Here is a 12,078-nt window from a genome sequence, read left to right as displayed (position 1 = left end):
GCTGCTTCCCGTCTGTAGAGTTAAAGGCTAGTCTTGTAACGCTTCCCACATATCCTGGTCGCGCTGGGCGGTCCAGATACGAGGCGTGTCGATGCCACGGGCTTCGTCATAGGCTCGTGCCACGTTGAACGGCAGGCAGTGCTCGTAGATGGCGTAGTCGGAGAACTTGGCATCACAGGCTTCTCGTACGGCATCCCAGGCTTGCTTGAGTGAACCACCACGTGCGGCAACTCGCGCGGCAGGACGCCAGGTGCTTTCCAGAAAGTCGCGTGTGCTGTCGATGCCTGCATTGACCTGTTCACGACCGACCAGTGCACCGCCACGACCCGGTGCAATCGCATCGACGTCAAAGGCTGCAATATTGTCCAGGGTCTTGCCCCAGTCACCAAAGTGGCCGTCACCGCAATAGCAGGCTGAGTGATATTCAACGATGTCACCGGTGAACATGACATTCTCATCCGGTACATGAATGACGATATCGCCAGCAGTATGAGCACGTCCCATTTGCATCAGATCGACACGACGATTGCCCAGATACACGGACATGCGACCGCTGAACGTCTGCGTGGGCCAGGTCAGACCGGGAATGCTTTCATGGCCCTGGAACAGACGCGGGAAACGACCGAATTCACTATCCCAGTCTTCCTGTCCGCGTTCGACCACCATGGCGCGCGCAGCATCTGACATGATGATCTGGTCGGCATTGAAGGCACTGGCACCCAATACGCGTACAGCATGGTAGTGAGTCAGCACGACGTGAGAGATCGGCTTGTCCGTCACTTCACGGACTTTTTCGATCACTTTACCTGCCAGGCGAGGTGTGGCCTGAGCTTCGACGATCATGACGCTTTCGTCGCCAATGATGACGCCGGAGTTGGGGTCGCCTTCTGCTGTGAAAGCCCAGAGGCCGTTGCCGACTTCGGTAAAACTGATTTCTTTTTCAGTCATGTCGCCTTGTGAGGCAAATGCTTTGGCCATGATGGTTGTCCTGAATGTTGGGAGTTAAGTTAGCGGGAATAGGGCTTTTCAAGTGCCGGCACCAGCGTGCCGGAACAATCACCGAATCCGATGCGATAGCCATCACCTTGTGCATGGCCCTGCAGAGTCAGCGTGTCGCCATCTTCGAGGAAAGTACGTGTCTCGCCGGTATCCAGAGTCAGCGGTTCCTTGCCGCCCCAGCTGATTTCAAGCAGGGACCCGCGCATGCTTTTTTCAGGGCCGGAGATGGTGCCCGAACCCAGCAGATCGCCGGTGCGCATCGGACAACCGGATGTTGTGTGATGAGCCAGTTGTTGTGCTGCCGAGTAATACATCTCGCTATAGTTGGTTTGCGCAATGGTGGTTGCCGCTTTTTGGTCCGGTGCCAGGGTGACGCTCAGCTCGATGTCATAGAGCATGGGGCCGGTATCCTGCAAGTGCGGCAGTAGTTCAAATTCGCGTTCTGGTGTGCTGACGCGAAAACTATCCAGCGCCGCTGCTGTGACAATCCAGGGGCTGATGGTTGTGGCTGTCGCCTTGGCCTGAAACGGTCCCAGAGGCTGATATTCCCAAGCCTGGATGTCACGTGCCGACCAGTCGTTCAGCAAGACGTAGCCGAAGATCATGGCATCGGCTTCATCGACGCTGACAGGGCCTTGCGATGCGTTGCCGACAATGGCGCCCATTTCCAGTTCCAGGTCGAAACGGCGTGAAGGCATGAAAGCGGGCAATTCCTGATCCGGGCCTTTCAACTGTCCCCAGGGACGTTGTACCGGTGTGCCGGATACGACAACCGAGGAGGCACGACCGTTATAGCCAATGGGGATGTGCAGCCAGTTGGGTGGCAAGGCATTTTCTGCACCACGAAACATGGTGCCGACGTTGGTTGCGTGATAACGCCCGGCGTAGAAGTCAGTAAATTCACTGACGCGCATGGGCATGTGCAGCTGTACATCGGCCAAAGCGTAGAGGTGTGGTGTGAGCTTGTCCTGATCGGCAGCGCCGTCTTCAAGCAGTGCAATCAACTGAGTGCGAAACGAGCTCCAGCTATCTGCCGGCAATTCCATCAACGGGTTCCAGACGGCTTGCTGCAGTACTGCAGAATCTGCGATCACCAGCAGTTTGTCGTTCTCCAGTGCAGTAACGTCAAGTACCTGATCACCGATGGCGACTCCGCAACGGGGTGCGCCACCGGCAATGGAAAAAACGCCGTAGGGTAGGTTGTTCAGTGGGAAATCAGTAGTAGCGCTGTTGGCGCTGTCTACCCAGCTTTTCAAAAGAGTCATCAGGTTTCCTGTGGTCAAGTTGACCTTGATTGGTCGGGTATCTTATTTAAGGCCCGGCGTGCCATCGAATTTCTTCTCGATACTATCCCAGCAGTCTATGTATTCATCTTGAAGAGGTGCTTCATGGGCTGCAAATTCTGTCAGATGCTGCGGGAATCGAGTCTCGAACATGAACGACATGGTGTTGTCGAGTTTCTCAGGCTTGAGTTCGGAATTGGAGGCACGATCGAAGGCTTGCTGATCCGGGCCGTGTGGCAACATCATATTGTGCAGGCTCATGCCGCCGGGTACGAAACCTTGCGGCTTGGCATCGTAGGCGCCGTAGATATTGCCCATCATCTCGGACATGATGTTCTTGTGATACCAGGGCGGACGAAAGGTATCTTCCATGGTCATCCAGCGTTCACGGAACAGCACGAAGTCGATATTGGCCGTGCCGGGAACTCCCGAAGGGGCGGTCAGCACAGTGAAGATGGAAGGGTCCGGATGATCGAACAGAATGGAGCCCACCGGACAGTAGGTACGTAAATCATATTTGACGGGTGCGTAGTTGCCATGCCAGGCGACCACATCCAGTGGACTATGACCGATATGCGTCTGGTGAAACTGTCCGCACCATTTGATCGTGACCGTCGATGGCACCTCTTTATCTTCAAAGGCTGCCACCGGTGACTTGAAATCGCGCCGATTGGCCATGCAGTTGGCACCAATAGGGCCGCGTCCTGGAAGTTCGAATTTTTGTCCGTAGTTTTCACAGACAAAGCCGCGCGCAGGCCCGGACATCACTTCCACGCGATAGACCAGACCACGAGGGATAATGGCAATCTCCTTGGGGGCCAGATCAATCACGCCCAGTTCGGTGCAGATTCGCAACTCGCCTTCCTGCGGCACGATCAGCATCTCGCTATCGGCTGAGTAGAAGTATTCATCGACCATGGATGTTGTCACCAGATAGATATGAGTAGCCATACCCACCTGTGTATTGACATCACCGGCCGTGGTCATGGTGCGCATACCCGTCAGCCAGGTTAATGACTCGCCACTGTGGGGGATGGGATCCCATCGATATTGACCCAGGCTGATGACATCAGGATTGATTCTGGGAGCCGATTGCCAATAGGGCAAATCGATTTTCTGGTAACGAGCTGAATGCTTGACAGAGGGGCGGATGCGATAGCACCAGGTGCGCTCATTCTGATGGCTGGGTGCGGTGAAGGCGGTACCGCTGAGCTGTTCGCCATACAGGCCATAGTTGCAGCGCTGAGGGCTGTTACGGCCCTGCGGCAGGGCGTCTGGCAGAGCTTCGGTTTCGAAATCATTGCCAAAGCCTGGCATATAGGCGTTTTGAGTGCCGAGTGTCTTGCTCATGCGGGTTCTCATGGGTGCATCGTTATCGCGTGGTGTAGAATCTAACCGTTGCACATGCAACTGTCAACAAAGTTGCGCATGCAACAAATAAAAGATTACTGAATCATATGCACAAAACTGATCTGCAACTGCTTGACTTTGTCCCGTTCCGACTTAATCGGCTGGCTGCTGAAGTGAGCACCAAACTGGCAGAGGTCTATGCTGACCGGTTTGGTATCGATATTGTGGAGTGGCGCATCCTGGTGACCCTGGCGGCGCATGAGGCGTGCACGGCGCAATATATTGTCAATTGCACCCGGACACACAAGTCGCGAGTCAGTCGGGGTGTCAGTCGCATGATCGAGGTGCAGCTGATCGCCCGTACGGAAGCCAAAGGAGATCGACGTATGGCACGTCTGCGCCTGACAGCCAAAGGCCGTACCCTGCACAAGAAGTTGATCCCCCTGGTGTTGGAGCAGGAGCGCAAGATCATGCAATGCCTGAATGGGGATGAGTACAGCGCCTTTGTCAATGCAATGAACAAGCTCGAGTTGTCGCTGGATCTGGTGCGCCGTGAGGATGGGGTTGAGCACGAATAGTTCTGCATAAAGCCCTGTCTTTTCATTGACAGTTGCATGCGCAACGGATACTGTCGCCAGCCAGCACCCTTCCATTTCGAGAATGGGCTACCACTGGAGATGTAAATGAATCGTTTAAAGACTCGGACCATAGCGGGAGCCTTGTTAGGCTCGACCAGCGCTACCTTGCTAGCCGGTCTGTTTGCCGCAACGCTGGCAACACCCGCCTTGGCACAAACTGACTTGGTGATGTCCAGCTGGTTGCCACCACGGCACCCGGTTGCGCTCAATGCCATCAAGCCCTGGGCCAAGGAAGTCGAGGCCGTCACCGAAGGTCGTGTTACGGTCCGCGTGCTGGGCAAGCCACTCGGTAGCCCACCGGCGCATTTCGACATGGCGAAGGATGATGTGGCTGACATTACCTACGGTCTGCATAGCTTCAGCCAGGATGATCGATTTACCAAAGCTGAGGTTGGCCAGTTCTCATTTATCGGCGATGATGCCATCGAGGCATCCAAGGCCTTTTATCAGGTCTATATGGAAGATCTTGATGCAGAAAAGGACCATGAAGGTACCAAAATTCTAGGGCTGTTTACACATGGTCCGGGGCTGTTTCACAACAATCAACGCAAGATCAATACGCCTGAGGATTTCGCGGGTCTGAAGATTCGTGTGCCCGGCGGTTACGTGGCGGGTCTGATGGAAGGTCTGGGTGCCACGCCTCTTTTCATGTCCTCGACAGAAGTCTATGAAAAGCTGTCGCGCGGCGTGATTGATGGGGTGACCTTTACCTACGAGGCGCTGACCGCTTTCAACCTGACCAAGGATCTGAAGTACTCGATGACGGTACCAGGCGGAGTTTATAATACGACCTGGTTCATGGTCATGAATCAAGCCAAATGGGATTCCATCAGTGCCGAGGATCAGGCCGCTATCGAAGGTATTTCCGGGCTTGCATTTTCAGAGCGTGTTGGCCAGGCATGGAACGATGCCGACAAGGCTGCACAGACAGAAATCGAAGCAGCCGGGATCGAACTGTACGCAGCACCTGAAGCAGTACTGAGTGCTGTGCAATCCACAGCTGCCACGCTGGAGTCGGACTGGGCAGCAGGCTTGCCTGAAGGCTATGATGGCGCTGCTGCGATTGAGCGTTTGCGTACCTTGAGTGGCGTTGCTCAATGATCGAGAAGTTTGCCAAGAATGCGCTGGAGTTTGTTTCAGGCGCTTTGCTGGTGAGTCTGATGTTGGTGACCGGCGTTGATGTGATCGGCCGTTACTTGCTCAACAAGCCGTTGACCGGTGCCTTCGAGTTGACAGAAATGTTGCTCGGGGCGCTGGTCTTTGCCTCCTTGCCGCTAGTGAGCCGGGCGGGCGCTCATGTCGATGTTGATATGTTGACAGGGTGCCTGCCTGCTGGTGTCCAGCGTGCCCTGGCCGTGTTGATCGGTCTGCTGTCCGCAGCTGTATTGTTGTTTTTTGCCTTGCGGCTGTGGGTGCTGGGAAACAAGCAGTTCATCGATGGTGCACACTCAGAGTCTCTGAATGTACCGTTTGCCGCATTTGCCTGGTTTGGTGCTTTGTCGTGTGTGCTTGCGGCAATTTTCGGTTTGATCGAGGCCTACCGTCGATGACTATTTCACTGATCGGTATTGCGATACTGCTGGCTCTGATCTTTCTGCGGGTACCCATAGCCTTTGCCATGGCATTGGTCGGTGGTGTAGGTTTTGCCGTGATGCGAGGTATGTCGCCGGCAGGTTCCATGATAGGCAATGCGGTTTTTGAAACCGGACTGAGTTATTCCTTGTCGGTTGTGCCGTTGTTCATCTTCATGGGCAATATCATGGCGAAGGCGGGTATCGCACAAGGCTTGTTTGCCGGTGCTGATCACCTGTTCGGACGCATGCGTGGCGGCTTGGCTCTGGCTACGGTTCTGAGTTGCGGTTGTTTCTCTGCCGTGTCCGGATCCTCGCTGGCCACCGCTGCCACCATGTCACGTGTTGCCATGCCACCGATGCGACGTTTTGGCTACTCAGATGGTCTGGCAGCAGGGGCGATTGCCGCTGGCGGCACGCTGGGCATTCTGATCCCGCCGTCAGTCATACTCATCATTTATGGTCTTCTGACTGAAACCGATATTGCAAAGCTCTTTATTGCCGGTCTGTTGCCAGGATTGCTGGGCATCATTCTGTATCTGGTGGCCGTCATGATCACGGTGCGTCTATTCCCTGAACGAGCTCCACCGGTCAGTGAGCCGGTGCCGATGACGCGGCGCGACAAGATAGGTGTATTTGGCACGCTGGCTTTGTTCAGCTTCATCATGGGCGGGATCTATGGTGGGATATTCACGCCGATTGAAGCTGCCGGCATGGGCGCTTTTTTCTCTCTGGTGTTGGCGTTGGCGATTCGTGGGCTGACATGGGAAAATTTTGTCGATGCCTGTCGGGAGACCATTCTGTCTTCGGGCATGATATTCACCATCATCATTGGTGCTGAGATTTTCTCGGCCTTCGTCAACTTCGCAGGCCTGCCGGATGCCTTGGTCGATATGGTTTACAACTCGGGTTTCAGTGCCTGGGGCGTCATCCTGATCATGGTTGGCATCTATCTGCTGCTAGGTTGTGTGTTCGAGAGTCTGTCGATGATCCTGCTGACGGTTCCGGTGTTCTATCCGGTAATCATTCAGCTCGATTTTGGTACCGGGCTGCTGTCTGACCCTGAAATGGTCAGTATCTGGTTTGCCATTGTGGTGGTGGTGGTGACCGAAATCAGTCTGATCACGCCTCCGGTCGGGATGAATGTATTCGTGCTGCGCTCAGTGCTGAACGATGTGTCACTGGCGACGATTTTCAAAGGCGTGATACCGTTCTGGCTGGCTGACATGCTCAGACTTGCCTTGTTACTGCTATTGCCCTGGGTATCGCTGGCATTGCTGATCTAGTGGGTCGGTCAGGCTACTTCTCTTAGTAAAAAAAATCCACTGGCTCGTCCCGATCACACTTCAGGCATTCCAGCTCCAGACCCAGCTTGCAGGTCCGACCCTGCTCTGAGCTAACCCATGGCCGGTTAGTCCAGGGCGGGTTGTGCCGGACATGTTGTGTGTGGCGGCATTCCAGTTCAGCGACCCAGTCATCCAGTTCATCCTTGTGGAATCCTGTGATCTTCTGTTTCATGCGGTGCTGTCAGTGGCGTGCGAAAGCCAGGATTCCATCAGCGATGTACTGAACCGACAAGGCTGCCAGCAGTACACCCAGCAGTCGAGTGAGTACCAGTTTGCCGGTGCTGCCCAGATACTTGTCCAGAGAGTGTGCCGCAATCAGTACACCGGCTGTCAATAGCATCATGACCGTCAGTATCGCGATTATTGTCGCTTTACCCGCCCATACACTGACGCCGGGTTCAGAGGACATTTCAGAGGCGATCAGAATGGTGGCTGCAATGGTGCCAGGACCCGCCAGTAGTGGCAGTGCCAGTGGAAAAACGGCCAGGTTGGCCGCACGCTCCATGGCAACTGTATTGGAGGCCTCTTCGCGTCGCTCTTGCCGATGCCCGTAGATCATTTCGAAGGCGGTAACGAACAGCAATATGCCGCCTGCGATGCGAAAGGCATCAATGGTTATGCCAATGGAATCGAGAATGCCGGTGCCGGTCAATGCAAACAGGAGCAGTATGCCCAGTGCAATCGTGCAACCACGAATGGCGATGGATCGACGGACCAGCGCCGTCATGCCTGCCGTCAGACCCAGGAACAGCGGTACGTTGCCGATGGGGTCGACAGTGACAAATAGCGTGATGAACGCATTGATCACACTTTCCAGTGAAGGCATTGGTTTTACTCGAAGCGCTGGGTTAAGCGAGGCATCATCGTTTGCCTCGCTTTAGTTGTCAATTTCCGGCTGGGTGATGTAACTGCCAGTGCTCGGCAATATCGATTCGGCGTGCCACCCAGGCATCATCGAATGACTGGACATAGTCAAGAAATCGGGCCAGTGCTGCGATACGTCCGGGGCGACCCACCAGGCGACAATGCAGTCCGATAGACATCATGCGGGGTGTGTCGAGCCCTTCGGTGTGCAGGGTATCAAAGCTGTCCTTCAGATAATTGAAGAACTGGTCACCCGCATTGAATCCTTGTGGCGAGGCAAAGCGCATGTCGTTCGCATCCAGGGTGTAGGGCACGATAAGCTGAGGTTTGTCACCAAAATCGGCATCCCAATAGGGCACATCATCCGCATAGCTGTCGGCGTTGTAGGCGAATCCGCCTTCTTCTGCAACCAGTCGATGCGTGTTGGGGCTACAGCGGCCCAGATACCAGCCCGTAGGCCGTTGGCCTGTAACGCGAGTATGTATCTCGATGGCCTTGAGCATATGGGCTTTTTCTTCGGCCTCATCCATATACTGATAGTCGATCCAGCGATAGCCATGACTGGCTATTTCCCAGTCAGCACTGAGCATGGCAGCAACCGCTTCAGGGTTGCGCTCCAGTGCCATGGCGACGCCGAAGACGGTGACCGGTAACTTGCGCTCGGTAAACAGTTTGTGCAGACGCCAGAAGCCGACCCTGGAGCCGTATTCGTAAATGGATTCCATATTCATATGGCGCACGCCCGGCAGAGCCTGTGCACCGACAATCTCCGACAGGAATGCCTCGGATGCCTTGTCGCCATGCAGCACGCAGTTCTCTGCGCCTTCTTCATAATTGATGACAAATTGCACGGCAATGCGGGCTTTGCCGGGCCAAGTGACTTTGGGTGGCTGATTGCCGTAACCGATCATGTCGCGCGGATAGAGCGGCTCTGCCTGAGTTTGCAGTCGGAACAGGGCAATACGATTGATCTCTGCCAGGGCTCGTGCGAATTCAGCGGCAGGCTCATTTTGCAGGCGTTCTTCAAAGCCTGCGAGTATTTGATGACGGTTGCTGTGTCGTACAGCCATGATGAAAGGTATGTCGAAGCGGGCTTTGTAGGCGTCATTAAGCTGCTGGAAATGCGCAAGCTCCTCAGCTGTGCATTGGTCCAGACCGGCACTTGACTGTTCATCGGTGGAGTCGTCTGTCAGCTCACCTTGCAAAGCGGCCTTGCCGGCAAGATCCGGATGGGCCCGAATCAATTGCATCTGCTCTTGTTCGCTGGCCTGGCTCAATACATCAGCCATCAGTGCGGCCAGTGCCGATACCTGGTTATGGGAGGCATTAACGCCTTGCGCCCAGCTGCGCTCGGCAACCCAGGCTGAATGCTCGTAGATGTCACCAAATCGCTGCACAAAAGCGCTCTGGCTCAGTTCGGCCGGCGATTCTTTGAACATCGTATTTGCCTGCGAATCAGTCATGGTGCAAACTCTGAAATAATGTATGAATTATTTGTACACAAAAATGGATACAATATCAAGTACAAATATGTTGACATGATGAAGTCAACAAACTATGGTCCATCCATCGCCAAACTCACAATGACCTGTCTGATCGGCAGGGGAAGAGGCTAATGTTATGGGCAGACTCACAACGCATGTACTGGATACTACTCGGGGCAAGCCCGGTGATGGTATCCCTGTAGCGCTGTATCGCATATCCAATGAGCAGCGTTCACTAATCAATCAGGTGCTGACCAACAGCGATGGTCGCTGTGATGAAGCCTTGCTGGAAGGGGATGAGTTTCAGCAAGGGGTCTATGAACTGGTGTTTTCAGTCGGTGACTATTTCAACGCACTTGATGGTGGTACAGACAAAAAGAGCGAGCCACGATTTCTGGATGATGTCGTCATCCGGTTCGGGGTGGCAGCAGCCGATGAGCATTACCATGTGCCGTTGCTGATTACGCCGTACAGTTATTCCACTTACCGAGGCAGCTGAGGGCTAAGCGATGGAAGGCTATATTCTTGAATGGCTCAATTTGTTGGGCCGCTGGGTACATCTGGTGACTGGCATTGCGTGGATCGGTGCTTCTTTCTATTTCGTCTGGCTGGATAACAGCCTGCGAGAGCCAAAAATGGCTGAAGACATCGAGCAGGGCGTCGGAGGGGAGATCTGGTCTGTCCACGGTGGTGGGTTCTACCATGCGCAAAAATACAAGATTGCACCCCCTGAGCTGCCGCAGACACTGCATTGGTTCAAATGGGAGGCTTATACCACCTGGATAACCGGCATGTTCCTGTTGTGCCTTATGTACTGGTATCAGGCCGAGATCTATCTGATCGATCCCCGAATCATGGATCTGAGCAAGCCGGTCGCTGTCATATTGGGCATGCTGACCATTGCCGTGGGTTGGATTGTCTACGATCAGCTGTGTAAATCTGCAATCGGCAAGAATGAAACCAAGCTCAGTATTGCCATGCTGATCTTCGTCTCCATTGCAGCGTTTGTCTTGTGTCAGATCTTCAGCGGACGTGGAGCCTATCTGCACTACGGTGCCATGTTGGGCACCATCATGGTTGCCAATGTCTTCTTTGTGATCATGCCTGGTCAGCGAGATCTGGTTGCGGCCAAGAAGGAAGGGCGCGCCCCGGATCCGAGCCATGGAATTCGTGCCAAGCAGCGTTCGGTACACAACACCTTCTTTACCCTGCCGGTGTTGTTCGTGATGATCAGTAACCACTACGCCATGACCTGGGGTCATGCCTACAACTGGTTGATCCTGATTGTATTGTCGATCGCTGGTGCTCTGATTCGTGTCTATTTCGTACAACGTCACAATGACAAGGCAACGCCGGTTCCACTGGTAATTGCAGCGGTACTGATCATGGGTGTAGCCGCAGCCATCGTGCCCAAGCCCAGTGTGCCATCGGCCGAGAACGCCAGTGCAAGTCCGGCGCAGCTGTTTGCCAATGTTGAAGCGGTGATGCAAGAGCGCTGTGCCGTCTGTCATGCCAACTCGCCTTCACAGCCAGGTTTCAGTGCACCACCCAAGGGTATTGTGCTGGAGACGACTGACGATATCGTGCGGCAAGCTCTCGCAGTTCATCAGCAGACTGTTGTCACCAAAGCCATGCCTATTGGCAATCTGACACAAATGACGGATGAAGAACGAGCCCTTATTGATCAGTGGTACCAGGCTGGAGCAAAAGCCGAATGAATAAGCCTGTCTATCACGCACCGCATGGTGGCCTGCCACCGCAGACCGATCTGCTGACCGACAGAGCGATGGTCACTGAGGCCTATACCGTCATACCCAAAGGTGTTCTGCGTGACATCGTGACCAGCTCGTTCCCGTTCTGGAACAAGACACGCGCCTGGATCATCGCACGACCAATCGCCGGTTTTGCAACGACTTTTTCTCAGTACATCATGGAAGTCTCGAGCGGTGGCGGCAGTGACAAGCCCGAGCCAGATCCCAAGGTTGAAAGCGTTCTGTTTGTCATGGAAGGGACCCTGAATCTGAGCATCGATGGGCAGCAGCATGAGCTGAGCCCGGGTGGCTATGCTTTTTTACCGCCCGGTTGCAACTGGACGGTGAATAACCAAGCAGACGAGGCGGCACGATTTCACTGGATTCGCAAGAAATACGAATTCGTCGAGGGTGTCGAGGTGCCTGAAGCGTTCGTAACCAATGAGCAAAATGTTGCACCAACTGTGATGCCTGATACTGAAGGGCGTTGGGCCACGACTCGATTCGTTGATCCAGCCGATCTGCGTCACGACATGCATGTAACGATTGTCACGCTGGAGCCCGGCGCTGTCATCCCGTTTCTGGAAACTCATGTCATGGAGCACGGCCTGTATGTGCTGGAAGGCAAGGGTGTTTACAGACTGAACCAGGACTGGGTGGAAGTTGAAGCGGGTGATTTCATGTGGTTGCGCGCCTTCTGTCCGCAAGCCTGTTATGCCGGTGGTCCTGCCAAGTTTCGTTACCTGCTCTACAAGGATGTGAATCGCCACGCGGTTCTGTTGTAACGGTTGC

The 12,078-nt window shown here is 54.5% G+C and carries 13 protein-coding genes; 7 read left to right on the top strand and 6 right to left on the bottom strand.

What is annotated here, in order from left to right; genetic code table 11:
* Nucleotides 1-27 precede the first annotated feature (27 nt).
* The 3 genes from IMCC3135_RS20290 to hmgA are packed head-to-tail and all read right to left on the bottom strand — an operon-like array spanning nt 28 to nt 3,632.
* On the bottom strand, nt 28-978 hold the full coding sequence (locus tag IMCC3135_RS20290; protein WP_088919258.1) for an MBL fold metallo-hydrolase: 951 nt from the start codon (nt 976-978) through the stop codon (nt 28-30).
* 29 nt (nt 979-1,007) lie between these two features.
* Nucleotides 1,008-2,264, bottom strand: coding sequence for a fumarylacetoacetase (fahA, locus tag IMCC3135_RS20285; RefSeq protein WP_088919257.1), 1,257 nt, complete (start codon nt 2,262-2,264; stop codon nt 1,008-1,010).
* Nucleotides 2,265-2,306: 42 nt separating this feature from the next.
* On the bottom strand, nt 2,307-3,632 hold the full coding sequence (hmgA, locus tag IMCC3135_RS20280; RefSeq protein WP_205737634.1) for a homogentisate 1,2-dioxygenase: 1,326 nt from the start codon (nt 3,630-3,632) through the stop codon (nt 2,307-2,309).
* A 107-nt stretch (nt 3,633-3,739) separates the two neighbouring features.
* On the opposite strand from hmgA, the gene IMCC3135_RS20275 reads away from it, so the two are divergent.
* The 4 genes from IMCC3135_RS20275 (at nt 3,740) to IMCC3135_RS20260 (ending at nt 7,127) form a co-directional block, all read left to right on the top strand.
* On the top strand, nt 3,740-4,210 hold the full coding sequence (locus IMCC3135_RS20275; RefSeq protein ID WP_088919255.1) for a MarR family winged helix-turn-helix transcriptional regulator: 471 nt from the start codon (nt 3,740-3,742) through the stop codon (nt 4,208-4,210).
* Nucleotides 4,211-4,315: 105 nt separating this feature from the next.
* Nucleotides 4,316-5,371 (top strand): TRAP transporter substrate-binding protein, encoded by a 1,056-nt coding sequence (locus IMCC3135_RS20270; RefSeq protein ID WP_088919254.1) that lies wholly within the window; start codon nt 4,316-4,318, stop codon nt 5,369-5,371.
* Nucleotides 5,368-5,820 (top strand): TRAP transporter small permease, encoded by a 453-nt coding sequence (locus IMCC3135_RS20265; RefSeq protein ID WP_088919253.1) that lies wholly within the window; start codon nt 5,368-5,370, stop codon nt 5,818-5,820. The genes IMCC3135_RS20270 and IMCC3135_RS20265 overlap by 4 nt, the downstream gene beginning before the upstream one ends.
* Nucleotides 5,817-7,127, top strand: a complete 1,311-nt coding sequence (locus IMCC3135_RS20260; RefSeq protein ID WP_088919252.1) for a TRAP transporter large permease — start codon at nt 5,817-5,819, stop codon at nt 7,125-7,127. Before IMCC3135_RS20265 ends, IMCC3135_RS20260 begins: the two co-directional genes overlap by 4 nt.
* Before the next feature lie 22 nt (nt 7,128-7,149).
* Here IMCC3135_RS20260 and IMCC3135_RS20255 read toward each other — a convergent pair whose 3' ends face one another.
* From IMCC3135_RS20255 to puuE, 3 genes are read right to left on the bottom strand one after another with little or no spacing between them, the layout of a single operon-like run.
* Entirely contained in the window at nt 7,150-7,359 is a 210-nt protein-coding gene (locus tag IMCC3135_RS20255) for a DUF3565 domain-containing protein (RefSeq protein WP_088919251.1), read from the bottom strand.
* 9 nt (nt 7,360-7,368) lie between these two features.
* Entirely contained in the window at nt 7,369-8,013 is a 645-nt protein-coding gene (locus IMCC3135_RS20250) for a MarC family protein (protein ID WP_088919250.1), read from the bottom strand.
* A gap of 58 nt (nt 8,014-8,071) precedes the next feature.
* Nucleotides 8,072-9,514, bottom strand: coding sequence for an allantoinase PuuE (puuE, locus tag IMCC3135_RS35020; protein WP_088919249.1), 1,443 nt, complete (start codon nt 9,512-9,514; stop codon nt 8,072-8,074).
* Nucleotides 9,515-9,671: 157 nt separating this feature from the next.
* Here puuE and uraH point away from each other — a divergent pair, with 157 nt between their 5' ends.
* Genes uraH through IMCC3135_RS20230 form a run of 3 tightly spaced genes read left to right on the top strand, consistent with a single transcriptional unit; the run spans nt 9,672 to nt 12,071 of the window.
* Nucleotides 9,672-10,034 (top strand): hydroxyisourate hydrolase, encoded by a 363-nt coding sequence (uraH, locus tag IMCC3135_RS20240; protein ID WP_088919248.1) that lies wholly within the window; start codon nt 9,672-9,674, stop codon nt 10,032-10,034.
* Between the two features lie 10 nt (nt 10,035-10,044).
* The gene (locus IMCC3135_RS20235) at nt 10,045-11,253 is read left to right on the top strand and encodes a urate hydroxylase PuuD (RefSeq protein WP_088919247.1); all 1,209 of its coding nucleotides are present in this window, start codon (nt 10,045-10,047) and stop codon (nt 11,251-11,253) included.
* On the top strand, nt 11,250-12,071 hold the full coding sequence (locus IMCC3135_RS20230) for a bifunctional allantoicase/(S)-ureidoglycine aminohydrolase (protein ID WP_088919246.1): 822 nt from the start codon (nt 11,250-11,252) through the stop codon (nt 12,069-12,071). Before IMCC3135_RS20235 ends, IMCC3135_RS20230 begins: the two co-directional genes overlap by 4 nt.
* The last annotated feature ends 7 nt before the right edge of the window (nt 12,072-12,078 follow it).

Source organism: Granulosicoccus antarcticus IMCC3135 (assembly GCF_002215215.1).
Classification (GTDB): domain Bacteria; phylum Pseudomonadota; class Gammaproteobacteria; order Granulosicoccales; family Granulosicoccaceae; genus Granulosicoccus; species Granulosicoccus antarcticus.
The sequence above is the reverse complement of the archived record's forward strand: the minus strand, read 5'-3'. Positions and strand labels throughout refer to the sequence as shown.